We start from the raw sequence: 19627 nt of genomic DNA on the forward strand, positions 1-19627 counted from the left end.
CGGTGACTGAAGGTTGACGTTCATCGCCTCACGACGAGAGGGAACGGATCAGGCTTCGCGCGTGATTACGTTCTTTTCCTCGGCTTCTTTCTGGGCCACGCGTTCACGAATCATGGCTTCCAGGTCATCGACCAGGTGATCGTTGCGCAGCTTGCGAGCCGGCTTTCCGTCGATGTAAATGAGGTTGTTGGGGCTGCCGCCGGTCAGTCCCAGATCGGCTTCCTTCGCTTCTCCGGGGCCGTTGACCACACAGCCGATCACGGCGACATCCAGTGGTGTCATGACATCATCGAGCCGCTCTTCCAGCTCGTTCATGGTGCCGATGACATCGAAATTCTGTCGCGAACAGCTGGGGCAGGCAATGAAATTGATCCCGCGTGAACGCAATCGCAGGCTTTTGAGGATATCGTAACCGACCTTGATCTCTTCAACCGGGTCGGCGGCCAGCGAGATACGCACGGTATCACCGATGCCTTCCATCAGCAGCGTACCCAGGCCCACCGATGATTTGACGGTACCGCTACGCAGGCCACCCGCTTCGGTAATCCCCAGATGCAGGGGTTGCTCGATCTGACTGGCGATCTGACGGTAGGCATCGACGGCCATGAAGACATCACTGGCCTTGAGAGAGACCTTGTAGTCCTGAAAGTCCAGGCGATCGAGATACTCGATGTGGCGCAGAGCGGATTCGACCAGCGCGGCGGCGGTCGGTTCACCGTATTTCTTCTGCAGATCCTTTTCCAGCGAGCCGGCATTGACCCCGATACGGATCGGGATGCCGTTGTTGCGGGCGGCTTCAACCACTGCCCGAACGCGGTCCTCGCGACCGATGTTGCCGGGGTTGATGCGCAGGCAGTCGGCGCCCAGTTCGGCAACGCGCAGGGCGATGCGATAATCGAAGTGGATATCGGTGACCAGTGGTACCGAGGTCCGCTGTTTGATTTTACCGAACGCTTCCGCGCAATCCATGTCCGGCACGGAAACACGCACGATATCGCCACCTGCCGCGGCGATACGCTCGATCTGATCGACCGTGGCATCGACGTCCAGGGTATTGGTATTGGTCATGCTCTGTACCGAAATCGGGGCATTGCCTCCGACAGGTACATTACCAACATGAATCTGACGGGACTTGCGACGGTTGATCGGGGACTGGCTGATCATGATGTGGAATCACTCCCCAGGCTGAATCGGGCAACATTGTTACCACCGGCATGTGAAGACAGGTCGACCGGCTTGCCAAGATAGTCAAGCTCGACCTGGCTGGCGTTACCGATGGTCAGGTGAAAGGGTGGATTGCCCCTGATCGTGGTTGAGGTACCACCCTGTTGTAAACCGCGCAGTACGGTAGTGCCTCCGGCATCGCGCACATCAACCCAGGAGTCACCATTGAAGACAAGACGCATCTGATGCGGATCGGATGCGCTGTCGTTGCTGTTGTCCTGAGCGGTGTCGGTCTCTTCCGCACCGGAAATGCCAGCCGTGGCACCGTCCCGACCTTCAGGGGTGGAGACCTGCAGGGTGTCGCGCGCCTGGCCGCCATTACTCAATGGCTGGTTGGCGACAATCAGGGCTGCCGCCAGGTTGATGTCCTCGCTGCCCATTGAAAGCGATTCGGCCTTGTTATCGCTGCTCTCCGGGGGAGGGCCGCCAGCTTCGACATTCTGCTCGGGCAGGGGGGGAAGCGAACTGCCTTCGCCACTATCGGAAGCTTCGCTGTCGGCCGGCATGGTTGCTTCACCATTATTGGCGGTGGCGCTGTCATAGTCCGGGGTACTCTCCCGGTTCTGCCACCAGACGAGCGTTAGCGCAATCAGGGCGACGACCACGATCAGCGTGACCAGCCGAAAAAGGATACGGCCCCAACGGCTGGGAGGCTTGATGGTCGTTACCGGTCGGACCTGACGGGCATCAAGATCGTTCCGACCATGAATGCGGTCATGAGCGGCCACGACCCTGGAATCATTGATGCCGAGCAGGCGCGCATAAGCGCGCAAATAACCCCGACGATAGGTGGCAACGGGAACCTGCTCGTAATTGTCCTGTTCCAGATCGCCGACCAGGGAGGGACGAAGGTTGAGCTGCTCGGCTACTTCTTCCAGAGAGAGGCGCTGCTGTTCACGCTCCGCACGAAGCAGTTCACCCGGACTTTGTGTGGCGCCTTCGGGATCGGCCGAAACTGTCGAAACGTGAGGATCGCTCATGCAGGAGGTCCTTATCGGTTATTGGGTGGCAGGTGCATTGATCGCCGCGCCGCCAGGCCGTGTTGTCGGCGGAGCGGGATGCACGTTCGATTCGGCAGCATCCCTGCCACTGGATAGTTCTTGAGCCAGTCGACGGGTTTGCTCGTCCGGACCGGCCATCTGTTCATAGCGTGCCAGTTGACGGCTGGCGGTGGTGCGATCATCCAGCTGCAAGGCCAGCCGGGCAATTGTCAGATAGCTTCGCGTCAGCCCGGGATCAATGGCCTGAGCACGCTGCCATGCTGCCAGCGCCTGTTCGAGTTGCCCCAGCTGTTGCCGACACTGGCCAAGGTTGGCATAAAGCTGTGCCCGCTTGTCATAGCGCAGATCCCGGGTCGCCACTTCCAGCTGATGACAGGCTCGTGCAATATCACCACGTTCATAAAGAAACGCGGCATAGTTGTTACGAATTCGGGTAGCCTCACCATCTGCTGCCAGAGCCCGCCTGAAATAGCGTTCGGCGGCATCCTGCTCGCCCTGGCGTTGATAGAGCAAAGCCAGCCCCTGAAGGGCATCGGGATCGTTCGCGGATAGGTCGAGTGCATGATCCAGCGCCTGCTGGGCGCGTTCCAGATCATTGCGTTGCAGATAGGCCATGCCAAGACGGGTATAGGCGCCGGATGCTTCATCCTTTCCCCGGTTATGCCCATCACCCGTGGTGGTGGCGCAGCCGCCAACCCAGGTACTGGCAATCAGTACGCAGGCCACCAGAGTCGGCGTCCGGCAGAAACGATGAATCATGTGCTCCTCGGTCGGTAACGGGATCTTGATCGATTACCCCGTGATCGATCCATGGCCCGTGAAGGGACGCAATGCTCGAACCAGTGGCCTCGAACGACGACCATCAAAGCGCTGGGCGCCGATGAAGTCAAGGCATGCTGAATGACGCGTGACCGCTTTCATCCTGCATCCAGCTGCACGGTGCTGATGTAGCGTTGCGAGCGTTTGGTGCGGTCCTTGACCCGTCCTACCAGCTGACCACAGGCAGCATCGATGTCATCACCACGCGTCATGCGGATGGGAGCGGTATAGCCCAGCTCATAAAGCCACTGCTGAAAGCGCATCACCTGATTGCGGGATGGCTTTTCATAGCCGGAATTGGGGAAGGGATTGAAAGGGATCAGATTGATCTTGCAGGGCAGATCGGCAAGGATCCTGGCCAGCCCTTCAGCATGTTCACGCTGATCATTCACATCCTTCATCAGCGTGTATTCGACGGTGAGCATGCGCGTGTCGTCGCATTTGGCCAGATAACGACGACAGGCATCGAGCAGGGTGTCGATGTTGTACTTGCGATTGAGTGGTACCAGCGTATTGCGCAGCTCATCGGTGGGCGCATGCAGCGAGATGGCGAGACTCACATCCATGATGTCGCCCAGCTGATCGATACGCGGCACGACCCCGGAAGTAGACAGTGTCACTCGGCGCTTGGACAGGCCGTAGGCGCTGTCATCAAGCATCAGCTGCATGGCCGAGACAACATTGTCGAAGTTCATCAGGGGCTCGCCCATACCCATCATCACTACATTGGTGACGGCCTTGCGCCCATCACCGGTGCCCATTCGTCCACCGGCACTACGCTGAGCGACCCAGACCTGACCGATGATCTCGGCACTGCTCAAATTGCGCTGATAGCCCTGTTTACCGGTCGAACAGAAGCTGCAGTCCAGCGTGCAGCCCACCTGAGATGACACACACAGGGTGCGGCGATTGCCGTTCTCCGAAGGAATCAGTACCGTTTCAACATAGCTGCCATCCTCGACTTCCAGTACCCACTTGCGGGTACCGTCCTTCGAGTCACCTTCATAGACGACCTTCGGGGCGCGTATTTCAGCCTGTGCTTCGAGTTTGGTACGCAGCGCCTTCGAGAGGTTGGTCATGTCGGCGAAACTGTCGACCCCCTCCTGGTGGATCCACTTCATGACCTGAGTAGCGCGAAACGGCTTTTCACCAAGTTCGGCGAAGAATGTGCGCAGCTGCTCGCGTGAGAGACCGAGCAGATTGACGCGCGACGTTTCGGCCTGGGCAGCCTGAGCATGGGTCGGATGCGTTTCTCGAGTCATGGCAGCGAATACCTCATGAAAGGGCGACGGCATCGGGCACGCGTGAGACGAGGCGATAACCGGCATGCGGTTATCGCCGGCGTCGCTTCAACCGCGTGCGCAGATTTCGGCATCGCCGAAGAAATAATGAATTTCACGCTCGGCCGACTCGGGGGCATCGGAGCCATGCACGGCGTTGGCGTCGATGGAGGAGGCGAAATCGGCACGAATGGTACCGGCAGCCGCTTCCTTCGGGTTGGTAGCGCCCATCAGTTCACGGTTTTTGGCGATGGCGTTGTCGCCTTCGAGCACCTGCACCACAACCGGGCCGGAGGTCATGAAACCGACCAGATCATTGAAGAAGGGACGCTCCCTGTGCTCGGCGTAGAAGCCTTCGGCCTGTTCGCGGGTCAGACGCATCATGCGTGCTGCCACAACACTCAGGCCACCTTTCTCGAAACGGCTGATAATGTCGCCGATGGCATCTTTGGCGACGGCGTCGGGCTTGATGATGGACAGGGTGCGTTCCTGGGCCATGAATGCTCTCCTTGATGATTAAAGCGGCCATTACTGACCGTGAACGAAAATGCAACGGCGCCCATCGGCTCGAAATGAGACTCGATGGGCGCAGTAAAAATCGCGGCATTATACCGACCGGGGCAGTTGCTTGCACCCCTCGCCGAACAAGTGCGCTCAGACGCTGAAGCTTTCGCCGCAGCCGCACTCATCCTTGACGTTGGGGTTGTTGAAACGGAAGAACCGGTTCAGCCCCTCGTTGACATAGTCGACTTCGGTGCCATCGAGTATATGCAGCGCTTCGGGATCGACGATAATCCTGACGCCATGATCCTCGAAAACCTCGTCGCCCGAGGCAACTTCATCGGCGAAGTCAAGGATATAGCTGTATCCCGAGCAACCGCTCGGTTTGACGGCGACACGCAGGCCCATGCCTTCTCCGCGCTCATCGAGCACGTGACGGATCTGGTGCGCTGCGGCTTCGGTAATGCTGATCCGGGCCATCTGGATCTCCTCCCGGTAGTTGGCTACCGCTTATCAATGAGGGTAGCAGTCAGTAATGTCAATCCTGTTGCCGAGCATGCGCCTGCTCGGTCGGCACATCAAAACTCGGTCTGTTCTGTCTGGCCTGACGTAATGAAACCAGGGCCTGATGTAGCGATTGTCCGGCCTGATCGATCTCTTCGGCTGTGGTAAATCGGCCGAAGCTGAAGCGCAGCGATGCCAGTGCCCGCTCCCGCGGCAGACCGATTTCGGTCAGTACATAGGAAGGGTCCACACTGGCAGAATTGCAGGCCGAGCCGGTAGAAACCGCCACATCGCGCAGTGCCATCAGCAGTGCTTCCCCATCAACGCCATCGAACCCCAGATTGAGGATGTTGGGCACACTTGTACCACCCTCGCCGTTGATATGGACACCTTCACATTCCTGCAGGCCTGCCAGAAAGCGCTGACGCAGTGCGCTAACGTGTTGACGGTCTTCATCAAGGCTATCGGCGGCCAGGGCAAATGCCTGCCCCATACCCACAATCTGATGCGTGGCCAGCGTACCCGAGCGCATGCCGCGCTCATGTCCGCCGCCGTGAATCAGGGCTTCTATTCGGGTGCCACGACGAACATAAAGTGCCCCAATCCCCTTGGGACCGTACACCTTGTGACCCGACAGCGACAGCATGTCGATGGGCTGTTCGCTCATGTCCAGCTCGATCTTGCCCGCGGCCTGGGCAGCATCAACGTGAAAAGCAGCCCCATGTTCCCGGGCGATCCGGCCCAGCGCGTTGATATCACTGATACTGCCCAGCTCGTTGTTGACCGCCATCAGGGAGATCAGCACGGTATCCGGACGCAGGGCCTCGCGCAGCTTTTCAGGGTCGATGCCACCATCTGACGGCGGTGCCAGCCGAGTGACCTCGAAGCCTTCCTGCTCAAGCATGCTCGCCGTGTCGAGGACCGCCTTGTGTTCGATTGATGAGGTGATCAGGTGCCGTCCGCGTGCACGATTGGCACGCATGAAGCCGGTCAGGGCAAGGTTGTCGGCTTCGGTGGCACCGGAGGTCCAGACGATCTCGCGAGGATCGGCGCCGATCAGATCACTGACCTGTCGGCGGGCCCCTTCAACCGCCTGTTCGGCCATCCAGCCCGCCATGTGCGAACGGGATGCCGGATTGGCAAAAGTCCCTTCTCGGGTCAGATGCCGGGCCATGAGTTCGGCAACCTGCGGGTCGACCGGTGTGGTGGCCGCATAATCGAGATAAATGAGTGATGTATTCATGGTCGTCTTTCCAGCACCGGACGGAAGGCCTTTCAGAATAGCATTCCGATGACGGGCAGTTGGCTACTGAGCGATGATGGTGTTGATATCGGTACCGCTGCGCTGCTGACGCTGTGATACAGCGCGAATATCCTGACGATTCAGCAGTTCGCCGAGGGTAATGCCGCTCAGGAAGTCATGAATGGCATCCGAGAGATCGCTCCACAGGAAGTGGGTGAGGCAGGTCTCTCCATTATGACAGTCTCCTGCCCCCTGGCAGCGGGTAGCATCGATCGATTCGTTGACTGCATCGATGATACAGGCGACCGAGATATCTTCCGGCCGTGCCGCCAACAGATAGCCGCCCCCGGGGCCACGGACACTTCTGACCAGCGATTGTCGGCGCAGCTGGGCAAACAGCTGCTCCAGATAGGAGAGCGAAATCTGCTGACGGCGCGAGATATCGGCAAGACTGACAGGGGCGTCGCTACCCTGCAGTGCCAGATCCAGCATCGCCGTTACCGCATATCGTCCCTTGGTCGTCAGACGCATGGAGTACTCTCGTACAGGAGTGGCCGAATAGCGAAATTATGTAAATTCCGAGTGTTTTGGTCAACTACTATCCGTTGCCATGCGACTTCGGGGCATTGCTGTCCTTTCCATGGATATTACGGTGCTCGGGGTCGTCATGGCGCGGTGGTGAGCAGGGGAAATCGAGGTCGTCGAGCACGGCATCGAAATCCTCACGTTCCAGTGGCGGCAGCTCACGAATACGATGGGCGCTGTCGAGTCGGCGCAATACCCGGCACATCTGCTCCATGCGTTCGTCAACGGCATGCATGTGATCAAGAATGGCCTGTACGGACCGAGCCATCGGGTCCGGCATCTCCTCACTCATGCCATAGGCATCGAAGCCGAACTTGTCCTGTATGGCCTGGCGCCGGGCCGGGTCGATTTCGCTGCGACGCGACTGAATCGTAGACTCTTCACTGGCCTGGCGTACGATCTTGCCCGGAATGCCCACCACCGTTGCCCCGGCGGGCACCTCACGGGTGACCACGGCATTGGCTCCGATACGAGCATCGTTACCGACAGTAAATGGCCCCAGGATCTTGGCGCCGGCCCCGACAATAACGCCGTTACCCAGAGTGGGGTGACGCTTGCCGGTATTCCAGCTGGTGCCGCCCAGGGTAACGCCATGGTAGAGCGTGACGTCATCACCGATCTCGGCGGTTTCACCAATGACCACTCCCATGCCGTGATCGATGAAAAAACGTCGTCCGATGATCGCACCGGGATGGATCTCGATTCCGGTCAGCCAGCGGGTCAGGGTCGATAGGGTACGTGCCGGCCAGCGTGCGTGGTGATGCCAGAGCCAGTGCGCCAGACGGTGAGCGAGCAGGGCATGCAGACCGGGATAGTTGGTCAGTACCTCGAAGAAATTACGGGCCGCCGGATCGCGGCCGAACACGCTTTCAATGTCTTCGCGCAAACGAGCAAACATGATGCGATCCTGGCATTGCCTCGGGAAGAAAATATCGGCATGGCGATGCTGACGGTGTTGAAGCGCCCGTCACCGGGGATGATCATTGCCGTTTGGGTCACCATGTCGTTCGATCCGCGTCAGGATACCGCGCAATATGTTCAGTTCCATGCTGTCCATGCGTGAACGCAACAATAGACGACGCAGACGTGCCATCAGCTGACGGGGGTTGTCTGGATCGTGAAAGCCGATATTGATCAGGGTACGTTCCAGGTGCTCGAACAGTCGTTCGGTATCGGCGTGGCTGGCCAGGGGGTTGTCCCATTCGACGCCAAAGGGTTCCGGAGAGGTGACGGGCGTGGTAGTGAGCCAGGCCTGGCGACACTCATAGGCGAGCACCTGGACAGCGGCCGCCAGGTTGAGCGAGCTGTAGTGTTCACTGGTAGGAATGTGAACATGCCGGTGGCAACGCTGAAGTTCACTATTGGAAAGACCCACATCTTCTCGACCGAATACCAGTGCAAGACCGGTATCGGAGCCACTCAGCTCACCCGGCAGGGAAGCGGAGAGTTCTCGCGGCGAGCAGAGCGGCCAGGGCAGGGTGCGTGAGCGGGCACTGGCGCCAACCACCAGCGTACAGTCGGTAACCGCTGCTTCCAGCGTCTCGAACTGCTGCATGGCTTCGAGTATATCCTCGGCACCGGATGACCGAGCAAAGGCCTCGCCATCTCTCGGATCACAGCGTGGGGCCACCACGGCCAGTTGACTCAAGCCCATGGTTTTCATGGCGCGTGCGGCAGCGCCAATATTGCCTGGGTGACTGGTACCAATGAGAACGATACGAATACGGTCGAGCATGAAACGGGCTCACGGGGTCGAGGGCGGGATAGGGAGTACAGTAATGGGAAGGATTCTATCATGCGCGATGCGTATCTGCCGGCATGACTGGCTGAAGCGCAGTGGTTCTGCTAGCATCGCCGCACCTTCGCTGTCGCACGGGTCCATCTTCAATGGCGCCTGTCTTCTCCGGCAGCACCCGGTCCCGTTGATTCGAACATGAAGACGTCGCATCGTTTCGGTGATGTGGTGTCCGGTATCGGCCATTTGGGCCGGTGTCAGCGTGTCGCTCTTTAAAAGTCTTTCGATGCCCAGGGGTTGATGATGCAACCGATGGTTCAATTCGCACTGCGTGCACTGCGCGGTGCCCAGGAACAGTTCGTGCGTATCCGCGAACGTCTCGAAATTGCCCGCGAGGACAATACCCTCGATGATCTGCTGGCCGATGCCGGTGGTCGTGCCGAGTCGCTGATCGCTTCGCACTTTGCGCGTGGTTATCCTCAGCATGGTCTTGCGGGGCGTTACATTCCCCGTCGTGAGAGCAGTGGTGAAAGTCGTGGCTGGGAGTGGCAGATCGAACTCTTTCACGGCTATGCCAACCTCTCCATCGGTGCGCCGGGGTGTGCGATTTCTCTGGTCTGTCTGCACAACGGTCGCCCTGAATGTGCGGTGGTCATTTCACCCTTCACCGATGAGGAATTCGTCGCCAGTCGCGGTCGCGGCGTGCAGATGAATGGGCATCGATTGCGCGTCACCCGTCGTACCGCCGTCGACGGTGCCCGAGTGGCCATGGGGCTCCCTGAAAGCTGGATGCAGGCCCGCCATATTGATCGCTGGCAGTCGCTCAGCACCCGGCTGGGACCGCGCATGGGCCTGTTGAGAGCTTCCGGTTGTCCACTGATTGATCTGCTTGAACTGGCTGCCGGCCGTGTTGATGCGGCACTGGTGCTGGGGATTGATGAGCAGGATCTGCATATTGCCAATCTGATGCTCAAGGAAGCCGGTGCGCTGCTGGGATCACCCGAGGGGCATCCTCAGGTAGCACCGGAAGGCGTGCTGATGGCTGCCGCACCGCGCCTCTACAAGCAAATGGTACAGGCGGTCGGCACCGGGGCCTGACCATCGCAATGCCCAGCCTGAAAAAGCAAAAAGCCCGCCTCGATCGAGGCGGGCTTTTTTTGATACCGGTTTGATACCGGCCAGACAGTCCCTCAGGGAAGCTCTTCCTCTTCGGTCTGTTCCTTTTTTACCGGGATCAGATCGGCACGCTGAAGGCCGAAAACCAGCAGCAACGCCGCAGCGACATAGATGGACGAGAACGTTCCCAGCACCACACCGATGATCAGTGCCAGCGAGAAGCCGTGAATCATGTCGCCCCCCAGGAAGAACAGGGCGAACAGCACCAGCAGGGTAGTGCCTGAGGTCGACAGGGTACGCGCCAGCGTCTGATTGATGGCATCGTTATAAATGGCTGCCATGTCACTGGAGCGTGATTTGCGAATGTTTTCGCGTATCCGGTCGTAGACGATGATGGTGTCGTTGAGAGAGTAACCGATAACCGCCAGGACCGCGGCCAGCACGGTCAGATCGAAATCGATCCGGAACAGTGAAAAGATGCCCAGCAGGATAAGGACATCGTGGCCCAGAGAGAGCAGTACGCCGAGAGCGAACTTGTACTGGAAGCGAAAGGCGACGTACAGCGACACCACACCAAGCGCTACCAGCAGCCCAAGCCCACTCTGATCACGCAGCTGATCGCCAACCTGAGCACCGACAAACTCGGCGCGTACCAGGTCCACGCTTTCGCCATCGGCTCCCAGACTCTGAGTGACCTGGTTGCCGATGCTCTGATCGAAGCTCTGCTGCAGACGCACCATGATCTCACCCGGAGAGCCGAAGGTCTGCACCGAGAAGTTGGTGTAACCGGCACTGGCGAGAGTGTTGCGCACCTGGTCAAGCTCTGGTGGCGTGCTGTAATGCACTTCGACGAGTGTGCCCCCGGTAAAATCCAGCCCCAGATTGAGATGCTGAATGGCCAGCGAACCGAGCGCCACGATCAGCAGCACCAGAGAGACGACGTAGGCAATCCGGCGTTTGCCCATGAAATCGAATTGCGGCATTCCGGGCGTCCTCATATCCAGAGTTTCTTCAACGGCTTGCCGCCGATGGACAAATTGGTGATGGCACGGCTGACCACGACCCCGGTAAATACCGAGGTAATGATCCCCAGTGACAGGGTGACCGCGAAGCCTTTCACTGGTCCGCTGCCGATCGAGAACAGAATGATGGCGACCAGCAGAGTGGTGATGTTGGCATCCAGGATTGAAGTAAAGGCGCGATCATAACCATTGTGAATCGCCTGCTGGACCGAGGCCTGGCCGCGAAGTTCCTCGCGGATGCGTTCGTAGATCAGCACATTGGCGTCCACCGCCATCCCCAGAGTCAGTACGATACCGGCGATACCGGGCAGCGTCAGGGTGGCACCAAGCAGTGACATTGCGGCGATCAGTAGCGCCAGATTAATGGTCAGGGCCGCATTGGCAATCAGACCGAATGCCTTGTAGCGAATCACCATGAAAATCAGCAGCAGAGCAGCGCCGACCAGCACCGACAGGATGCCGCGATCGATGTTCTGCTGACCGAGGCTGGGACCGATAGTGCGCTCCTGCGCGAAATAGATCGGTGCTGCCAGTGAGCCGGAGCGCAGCAGAAGCGACAGTTCGCGAGCCTCGGTGGGGGAGTCCAGCCCGGTAATGCGGAACTGATTGCCCAGAGTACTCTGAATCGTCGCCAGACTGATGATGCGGCGAGTGGTATAGGTATCGCGCTTTTCAACCTGCTGGCCGTCCTCCATCACCTTTCGGGTACGGCTCTTGTGCTGAATATAGAGCACCGCCATGTTACGGCCGATGTTGTCACGACTGACCTGGGTCATCTTGGAGCCGCCGGCACCATCAAGATTGATGTTGACCTGTGGTCGCCCGTTCTGATCGAACGAGGTGCTGGCACTGGAAACCCGGTCACCGGTGATGATGACATCCTTCATCAGTGCAGCACTGCGTGAAGGATCATTGCGGAACTTGAAGCTCTCCTGCTCATCTGCGGGGGTATCCGACGCGGCTTCCAGTCGGAACTCGAGATTGGCAGTGGCACCAACCACTCGCTTGGCTTCGGCCGTATCCTGGATACCGGGCAGCTCAACCACGATGCGACTGGGGCCCTGACGCTGCACAAGGGGTTCGGATACGCCCAGTTCGTTGACGCGATTACGCAGTGTGGTCAGGTTCTGGTTGACCGCATAGTCCTGGATGTCGCTGACCGCCTGCTGGGTCAGCGTCATGGTCAGAATATGACCGCGTCCTTCCTGTGATTGCTGGAAGGTGAAATTATCGTATTGCTGCTGAAAGAGGTCTTCGGCCTTTTCCAGATCATCTTCACTGGCGAAGGTGAAGTGAATCGACTGATCCCCGACCTCATTGTTGCGATAGCGAATGCGCTCGTTACGCAGGGTTTCGCGCATGGCGCTGGCATTGACATCGAGACGCTGCTTGATGGCGGCATCCATGTCGACCTGCAGTAGAAAGTGAACGCCGCCACGAAGGTCAAGGCCGAGTTTCATCGGATGAGCGCCGATGGCGCGCAACCAGCCTGGCGTGGAGTCTGCCAGGTTGAGCGCGGCCACAAAATTCTGCCCCAGGGTATCCGAGATGACATCGCGCGCCTGAAGCTGCTTGTCATCATCTTCGAGACGGATCAGGCCGGTATTGTTTTTCAGGCTGCTTGACTTGACCCCGATGCCGGCATCGTCGAGTGCTTCGCGGGCCTGCTTCATGTCCGCCGCGGTCACGGCACTGGAACCGCTGGCACCACTGATCTGAACAGCGGGATCGGCGGGGTAGAGATTCGGCAACGCGTAGAGCACGCCCACGACAAGCACGAGGAGTATCAGCAGATACTTCCAGAGCGGATAGCGGTTGAGCATCGGGACCCTGTCCTGATTGGGTAGTGTTTCGAGGAAATTCTGGGCAGCGCATTGGTCACTGGTACGGACCGCTCATCCTGACAGCAGGGTGACGGTTGCTGTCCCGCGCCGAAAAAGGCACGGGACAAAAGCAGATGCGCCGCCTGCGGGTATCAGATGGACTTCAGGGTTCCCTTGGGTAGCACGGATGCTACTGCGTTCTTCTGAACGTTGACCTCGGTACCACTGGCAATCTCGATGGTCAGGAATTCCTCGCCAACCTTGGTAATGCGGCCTGCCAGCCCTCCGCTGAGAAGGACCTCGTTACCCTCGGAAAGTTCAGCCATCAGCTTCTTGTGTGCCTTGGCGCGCTTGGACTGCGGACGCCACAGCAGGAAGTAGAAGATCAGCACAAAGCCGACCAGCATCACGATCTGAGCGATTGCACCACCGCCGGCACCGCCGGCACCGCCCCCGTCTGCAGCGTGCGCAGCGGGAATCAGGAATTCGAACATGGATGTTCCTCTTCAGGGCTTGTTGTATGACCGTAAAATCGGGTCGTCGTGCCACTCCCTGCCGACGCCATCAGGCGCGATGACGGATCGCTTCGCTGACGGAGCGAAGTGGTCTTTCAGCCTGTCAACGGTGGTACTTCCAGACCGCGACGGGCGTAGAACCGTGCCACGAAGTCCGCCAATGTACCCGCTTCGATGGCACCGCGCAAACCGGCCATCAGGCGCTGATAGTGACGCAGGTTGTGAATGGTGTTGAGCTGCGCACCCAGCATTTCGCCACAGCGATCAAGGTGATGCAGGTAGGCGCGTGAGAAGTTGCGACAGGTGTAGCAATCACACGCTTCCTCGAGTGGGCGGGTGTCGGTGCGGTGTCGGGCATTGCGCAGGCGGATGACCCCATCATCGGTAAACAGGTGGCCGTTGCGAGCATTGCGGGTTGGCATGACGCAATCGAACATGTCGACGCCACGTCGCACGCCCTCGACCAGATCCTCCGGTTTGCCAACCCCCATCAGATAGCGCGGACTGTGATCGGGCATCAGCTCGGGTAGATAATCGAGTACGCCCATCATTTCATCCTTGGGCTCACCGACCGATAATCCGCCGATTGCCAGACCGTCAAAACCGATATCCAGCAAGTCTTTCAGCGAACGCTCGCGCAGTTCACGATACATGCCGCCCTGAATGATACCGAACAGTGCGGCAGGAGAATCACCATGCGCTTCGCGTGAGCGCGCCGCCCAGCGCAATGACAGCTCCATCGAGCGCTCTGCCTCCTCGAAGGTGGCCGGATAGGGCGTGCATTCATCGAAGATCATCACTACGTCCGAGCCCAGGGCGCGTTGCACGGCCATTGACTCTTCCGGCCCCATGAAGACCTTCGCGCCATCCACGGGCGAGCGAAAATGTACCCCTTCTTCGGTGATCTTTCGCATCTCTCCCAGTGAAAACACCTGAAAACCGCCGGAGTCGGTCAGGATCGGCCGGTGCCACTGGGCAAAATCGTGTAGATCACCATGAGCCGCGACGATCTCTGTTCCCGGACGCAGCCAGAGATGAAAGGTATTGCCGAGAATGATCTCGGCACCAATCTCTTCCACTGCGCCGGGCGTCATGCCCTTGACCGTGCCGTAGGTACCTACCGGCATGAAGGCGGGTGTTTCCACCGTGCCGCGGGGGAAACTCAGTCGACCGCGACGGGCGCGCCCATCAGTGGCCAGGCGCTCGAAGTTCATGAAACAGTCATTACGCATCGGGATCTCGGGCGGATTCTCGTCAGAAAAACAGTCAACTCATGTGGCGTCGGACGACGCCCGAGTCAGGAACATGGCATCGCCATAGCTGAAAAAGCGGTAACGTTGTTCAACAGCTTCGCGATAGGCGCGCATGACCGGTTCGAAACCGGCAAAGGCAGTGACCAGCATCAGCAGTGTGGATTCGGGTAGATGGAAGTTGGTGACCAGGGCATCGACGCAAAGCCACTGATAGCCGGGGTAGATAAAAATATCGGTATCGCCGGTCAGTGGTGCAATCTCGCCATCCGGTGACTGCTGGCAGGCACTTTCCAGACAGCGCACGCTGGTGGTGCCGACTGCAATGACGCGATTGCCTCGGGCCCGAGCCGCCCTGACCTGGTCGCAGACTTCGGGCGTAACCTCGATCCATTCGCTGTGCATGTGATGGTCGTGGATATTGTCGACCCTGACCGGTTGGAAGGTACCGGCGCCGACGTGCAGGGTAACGAAGGCATGTTCAATGCCTCGCTCACCCATCTCGGTCATCAGCGCTTCGTCGAAATGCAGACCGGCAGTGGGTGCGGCTACAGCGCCTTCACGGCGCGCATAAACAGTCTGATAACGTTCACGGTCGGCAAGCTCATCCTCGCGCTCGATGTAGGGAGGCAGCGGCATATGCCCGTGCGCATCAAGTAGCTCGATCAATGGTGTATCACCGAGAAAGCGCAGTTCGAACAGGGCGTCCCTGCGACCTTCGATCACGGCGTGGATATCACCTTCAAAAATCAGTTCCGTGCCGGGCTTCGGCGCCCGGCTTGCACGCAGATGAGCAAGGCCGCGATGCGCATCGAGCGGGCGCTCCAGCAACATTTCAACCTGGCCGCCACTGGCCTTGCGACCGAACAGCCGTGCCGGAATGACGCGGGTATCGTTGAATACCACCAGATCGCCGGGCGAGAGTCGGTCGAGCAGATCGGGGAAGCGCTGATGTTCAATCGATCCCTTCACTCCATCGACGCACAGCAGACGACAGTCACGACGCTGCTCACTGGGGTAACGGGCGATCAGCTCATCGGGTAGATCGAAATGGAAGTCGGTACGCTGCATGAAGGCTGGGGGCTCTGGCTTTGAAAGGCCGGTTCGGCGAGTGCGCATGATAGCGAAGCCGGGCTGGTAACGGAAAGACCGCCTCTTCATGAACAATGCATGCATTGACCCACTGGCTGGTACTCGTATAATACGCCCCGCCCCTGTTGCCGGTGTGGCGAAATTGGTAGACGCAGCGGATTCAAAATCCGCCGGGCTAATACCCCGTGTCGGTTCGAGTCCGACCACCGGCACCACTCTAATCAGTGGTTTACGACTTTCCCTTCTCCCTCCTGCCCTTGCGGCCCCGCGACTGGTCTCAGTTTGGACGCAGCGCTCACGTCCAATCTCGGCAACCGCGTTGCCACGGCATCCAGTCCACCATCGAACATGTGCGAGTAGTGTCTGGTTAAGATCAGGTCTGTGTTTGATGGCACCGTATTTGACTCTATGAAAGCTCTGTCAATTCAGGCGTCACGCATGCGATTGCGTGCCAGGGTGGGATGATTCTGATAATCGACTTCGTCGAACATCTGGCCCCATGCCAGGTCCTGTTCGAAGGATCGAAAATGCTTGAGTCCGCCGGTGGGCGTGAACGTGATTTCCCCGAAGTAGACGCGGGTTTCGGTGAGGTACAGGTCGACACGCGCGAATCCGAACCCCTCGGATAGCTTGAGCGCCACATCCATGGCTTCATCGAACATGGCCGGGCGCGGGATCGGCTGGCCCGTGGTAAACCGACGCTCGACAATGTCGACCAGATTCCAGCCGCTATCGTAGTAATCAAAGGACAGGTTTTCGAAACGGTCGTGATCGACCTCGATGAACAACTGCGGGGCGCGGCCCTGCTTGCGGAAGCAATAAAACTTGTAATCCTTTGGCACACCGCCGCGCTCATCGAGTAACAGCTTTTCGAACATCAGCTGCGGCTCTATGTCCTTGTAGTGCCGCTCGCGACTGGTGGCGTAAAAGTCATCCCTGAGCCACTGCCGCCCAAGCTCGTTAAGCATGTACAGCGGATAATCGCGCTTGTCCTTCACCAGCAGATTGAAGCCCGAGCCGTGGTTCGCCTTCATCACGAATTGATCGGGCAGCGCCTGATAAAGGTCGTTGTCGATCCGTTCGCAGACGCCATAGCACGGCACCAGATACTGTTCGCCTACCGTTGCCCTGACATAGTCCCGCACCTTCACCTTGTCGCTCAGTAGCGTAAACACAGGATCAGGATGGACGCGCCGGCGGCACATCTTCTCGTTGAAGGTGCGCGGGCGGGTCAGGCGTGGCCAATATCCGAACTCTCGACGGTAGACCATGGAGACGTATTGTCGATCTGGCAGGCGGCGAGTGATGGCGTGACGTGCAGTGCCGGCCAGGGGCATTAGCCATTTTCCAGAGGCCAGCGTCTTCTGGAGGGGCGCGGTTAATCCAGGCATAAATGATTCCCTCCCTCTCTTCTCCGGTGTACCTGAAATTCAATGCCAACATGTCGTAACAAAGCGTGACATTGTGAAGGAGTGATTTATATGCAGTTATGCTCATTTAGATATATTGCCTGCTGGGTGTTCTATTGCTTGTCTTCAGGAGCAGGCCAATGAGCATTGTCGGGCGATCGGATTACTGACGTTTCTCAACGATAAAATGCGATGGGTTTCGATCCTGATTCGGTATGGGGAGAAGCTATGTGCTGTCTGCAATTTCTCTCTTTTATCCGTTGAACATCTCCAGTCATTCCTTATGAAGTATCACGATAGATATGCTTTTCCCTGGACCTGACTGCCTCTCATATTGAGGTTCTCCATCCGAACCTGTTTCGGGTCTTTAGTCGGTTCAGCTGGTTGAATCAGGGAACCCCTCTTTTCTCCCTGTAACCACTCATTGCAACGCCTGTCTCTGTTTTTGATACGTGCCTGTGGCAATTTCGCGCATTGTGCTTGCCGGGAACTTCGGGATTAAAACCGAACTAAAATTAGACTTTAGTTGTATATGGCCTGGTCGATAAAAGGGAGGTATGCCCGATAAATCATCGGGTCGGATAAGCCATTGCATCGAGGAAGGGTCATGCCTGGGTTGGCAGGAAGTGTCAAATATCGCCTGGTAGCAGGGTTGGGGGCTTGCATCCTGCTGTTGGTCATCAGCGGAGTGATCGGAATCGGTAGTACTCGTCAGGCCAATCAGAACCTGGTCTCGGTGTATACCAACAATGTATTGGCAGTGCAGGCGCTGGCCAAAATCAATGAAACCCTGCTGAAACTGCGGGGTAACGGGCTTTCGGTGTTGGTCCGACGTGATGCAGCAGCAGGTGAGACCTTTCGGAGTAACCTGCTCGAAAGCAAAGGGGCCATTGAGCAGCACTGGGCCGAGTATCTGAAAACGGTCAAGCCGGGGAGTGAGGAGGCGGCTCAGGCGAAAGAAGTCGAGCAGACCATGTCGCAGATGTGGCAGGCCTATGAGCGTTATGCCACTGCAATGGCTCAAGGCGATTTTGACCTCGCCCTCAGACTGGCGACGGTCGATACGGCGGCTCGCACCCTCATGGTCAGTACGACCGATCAGCTGGCCAAACAGCTGAACATGAATATCGGTTTTACTCATGAGGCCTATGAGCATGGCGTGGCCGAGTACGAGCGCATGCGTGATCTGTTCATGGCCGCCATCGTGATCGTAAGCCTTTTGATCGCCGTATTTGCAGTGCGACTGGTACGCAGTATCGTGCGACCCCTGAATCAGGCGCGTGCGCTGGTGCATAACATTACCGAAGGACAACTTGATAATCGGGTCGAGATCGCCAGTAGTGACGAGTTCGGCGAGATGCTCAAGGGACTTCAGCGCATGGATGGTCGATTGGCCGATGTGGTCGGTGGCTTTCGCAGCGGTGCCGAGGCGGTCAGTAGCGCATCGCAACAGCTGGCAAGGGGTAACAACGACCTGAGCAGCCGGACTCAGGAACAGGCTGCCAGTCTCGAGCAGACAGCTGCCTCGATGGAAGAAATGACCTCCACTGTACGTCACAATGCTGACAATGCCGGTGAAGCCGATCGGCTGGCCGGGGAAATGGGGCAGCGTGCCCGTGAGGGCGGCGAAGTGGTTGTGGAGGCTGTCGCTGCGATGGAGGCCATCAACGCGTCAAGCCGTCAGATCGTTTCCATTGTCTCCATGATTGACGATATTGCCTTTCAGACCAATCTTCTGGCGCTGAACGCAGCAGTCGAAGCGGCCAGAGCCGGCGAACAGGGGCGTGGATTTGCAGTGGTGGCAGGTGAGGTGCGCAGCCTGGCGGGACGTGCTTCCGAGTCGGCAAAAGAGATCAGGGCTCTGGTGGACGATAGTGTCAGCAAGATTGAAAACGGCAGCGAGCTGGTTAATCGCTCTGGCCAGACCCTCTCCGAGATTGTCACTGGCGTGGATCGTGTCTCCGGACTCATCTCCGAAATCGCCGCGGCCAGCCGGGAGCAGACTTCCGGCATCGAGCAGGTAGGTACGGCAGTGGTGCAGATGGATCAGCTGACTCAGCAGAACGCTGAGCTTGTAGAAGAGGCTGCAGGCGCCAGCCGTGAACTGCATGAACGTGCCGAGTCATTGTTGGCGCAGGTGGCCTTTTTCCAACTTAATGAACGCGATGTTGCGCATGCCGCGGCGACCGGTACTTCCAGCACCTCCAGGGGCTCTTCGCGTGCACAAGCGCCTCGAGTCGAGCCACGCAGGTTAGAGCCCTCCGGTGATGCGCACAAGCCGGTAGCAATGGCATCTGATGCCCGAGCTGCGAGTGCTCCCCGTATGGCCGGGTCGTCCTCCACGCTTTTGAGCGAGAGCAGTGAGGAGGAGTGGGACACTTTCTAGAGCTGCCTGATGACTCTGGACGATTAACGGATGATTCCGAGGTTCTCTGCCTTTTAATGCTGCCAACGCCAGCGCCCCGGAGCCTGACAGGGCCCGGGGCGCTGGCGTTTGGCTCTGTTTGA

At 58.5% G+C, this 19627-nt stretch carries 18 protein-coding genes and 1 tRNA gene; 3 read left to right on the forward strand and 16 right to left on the reverse strand.

Annotated features, from left to right (window positions below):
- Positions 1-48 precede the first annotated feature (48 nt).
- From ispG to FY550_RS03490, 10 genes are all read right to left on the reverse strand, one after another.
- Positions 49-1164 (reverse strand): flavodoxin-dependent (E)-4-hydroxy-3-methylbut-2-enyl-diphosphate synthase, encoded by a 1116-nt coding sequence (gene ispG / locus FY550_RS03445; RefSeq protein WP_070981766.1) that lies wholly within the window; start codon positions 1162-1164, stop codon positions 49-51.
- The gene (locus FY550_RS03450) at positions 1161-2204 is read right to left on the reverse strand and encodes a RodZ domain-containing protein (protein WP_070981768.1); all 1044 of its coding nucleotides are present in this window, start codon (positions 2202-2204) and stop codon (positions 1161-1163) included. The genes ispG and FY550_RS03450 overlap by 4 nt, the downstream gene beginning before the upstream one ends.
- Before the next feature lie 18 nt (positions 2205-2222).
- Positions 2223-2984, reverse strand: a complete 762-nt coding sequence (pilW, locus tag FY550_RS03455; RefSeq protein WP_149054358.1) for a type IV pilus biogenesis/stability protein PilW — start codon at positions 2982-2984, stop codon at positions 2223-2225.
- Between the two features lie 158 nt (positions 2985-3142).
- On the reverse strand, positions 3143-4306 hold the full coding sequence (gene rlmN, locus FY550_RS03460) for a 23S rRNA (adenine(2503)-C(2))-methyltransferase RlmN (protein WP_070981920.1): 1164 nt from the start codon (positions 4304-4306) through the stop codon (positions 3143-3145).
- Positions 4307-4393: 87 nt separating this feature from the next.
- Positions 4394-4822: a nucleoside-diphosphate kinase gene (ndk, locus tag FY550_RS03465; protein WP_070981772.1), complete on the reverse strand. Its 429-nt coding sequence runs from the start codon at positions 4820-4822 to the stop codon at positions 4394-4396.
- 156 nt (positions 4823-4978) lie between these two features.
- On the reverse strand, positions 4979-5305 hold the full coding sequence (locus FY550_RS03470; RefSeq protein ID WP_070981774.1) for a HesB/IscA family protein: 327 nt from the start codon (positions 5303-5305) through the stop codon (positions 4979-4981).
- Between the two features lie 58 nt (positions 5306-5363).
- On the reverse strand, positions 5364-6572 hold the full coding sequence (locus FY550_RS03475; protein WP_070981776.1) for a cysteine desulfurase family protein: 1209 nt from the start codon (positions 6570-6572) through the stop codon (positions 5364-5366).
- A 63-nt stretch (positions 6573-6635) separates the two neighbouring features.
- The gene (iscR, locus tag FY550_RS03480; RefSeq protein WP_070981778.1) at positions 6636-7103 is read right to left on the reverse strand and encodes a Fe-S cluster assembly transcriptional regulator IscR; all 468 of its coding nucleotides are present in this window, start codon (positions 7101-7103) and stop codon (positions 6636-6638) included.
- A 67-nt stretch (positions 7104-7170) separates the two neighbouring features.
- Entirely contained in the window at positions 7171-8055 is an 885-nt protein-coding gene (gene cysE / locus FY550_RS03485; RefSeq protein ID WP_070981780.1) for a serine O-acetyltransferase, read from the reverse strand.
- Between the two features lie 69 nt (positions 8056-8124).
- Complete coding sequence (locus FY550_RS03490; protein ID WP_070981782.1) at positions 8125-8892, reverse strand: RNA methyltransferase; 768 nt, start codon at positions 8890-8892, stop codon at positions 8125-8127.
- 312 nt (positions 8893-9204) lie between these two features.
- On the opposite strand from FY550_RS03490, the gene FY550_RS03495 reads away from it, so the two are divergent.
- Positions 9205-9990 carry an inositol monophosphatase family protein gene (locus tag FY550_RS03495; protein ID WP_325062972.1) on the forward strand — a complete coding sequence of 262 codons (786 nt, stop codon included), beginning with the start codon at positions 9205-9207 and terminating at the stop codon, positions 9988-9990.
- Positions 9991-10082: 92 nt separating this feature from the next.
- On the opposite strand, the gene secF is transcribed toward FY550_RS03495, so the two are convergent.
- The 5 genes from secF to queA form a co-directional block, all read right to left on the reverse strand.
- Complete coding sequence (gene secF / locus FY550_RS03500; RefSeq protein ID WP_139148774.1) at positions 10083-10991, reverse strand: protein translocase subunit SecF; 909 nt, start codon at positions 10989-10991, stop codon at positions 10083-10085.
- A gap of 11 nt (positions 10992-11002) precedes the next feature.
- Positions 11003-12853: a protein translocase subunit SecD gene (gene secD, locus FY550_RS03505; protein ID WP_149054359.1), complete on the reverse strand. Its 1851-nt coding sequence runs from the start codon at positions 12851-12853 to the stop codon at positions 11003-11005.
- 152 nt (positions 12854-13005) lie between these two features.
- Entirely contained in the window at positions 13006-13347 is a 342-nt protein-coding gene (gene yajC / locus FY550_RS03510) for a preprotein translocase subunit YajC (RefSeq protein ID WP_070981785.1), read from the reverse strand.
- Positions 13348-13463: 116 nt separating this feature from the next.
- Positions 13464-14582, reverse strand: a complete 1119-nt coding sequence (gene tgt, locus FY550_RS03515) for a tRNA guanosine(34) transglycosylase Tgt (RefSeq protein WP_199287877.1) — start codon at positions 14580-14582, stop codon at positions 13464-13466.
- A 57-nt stretch (positions 14583-14639) separates the two neighbouring features.
- Positions 14640-15689, reverse strand: a complete 1050-nt coding sequence (gene queA, locus FY550_RS03520; RefSeq protein WP_070981789.1) for a tRNA preQ1(34) S-adenosylmethionine ribosyltransferase-isomerase QueA — start codon at positions 15687-15689, stop codon at positions 14640-14642.
- A gap of 148 nt (positions 15690-15837) precedes the next feature.
- Here queA and FY550_RS03525 point away from each other — a divergent pair.
- Positions 15838-15925 (forward strand) — tRNA-Leu (locus FY550_RS03525).
- A gap of 210 nt (positions 15926-16135) precedes the next feature.
- Here FY550_RS03525 and FY550_RS03530 read toward each other — a convergent pair.
- Entirely contained in the window at positions 16136-17047 is a 912-nt protein-coding gene (locus FY550_RS03530) for an ATP-grasp fold amidoligase family protein (protein ID WP_070981791.1), read from the reverse strand.
- Between the two features lie 679 nt (positions 17048-17726).
- Here FY550_RS03530 and FY550_RS03535 point away from each other — a divergent pair.
- Complete coding sequence (locus tag FY550_RS03535; RefSeq protein ID WP_070981792.1) at positions 17727-19505, forward strand: methyl-accepting chemotaxis protein; 1779 nt, start codon at positions 17727-17729, stop codon at positions 19503-19505.
- The last annotated feature ends 122 nt before the right edge of the window (positions 19506-19627 follow it).

Origin of the sequence: Kushneria phosphatilytica (genome assembly GCF_008247605.1) — a bacterium.
GTDB classification, from domain to species: Bacteria; Pseudomonadota; Gammaproteobacteria; order Pseudomonadales; family Halomonadaceae; genus Kushneria; species Kushneria phosphatilytica.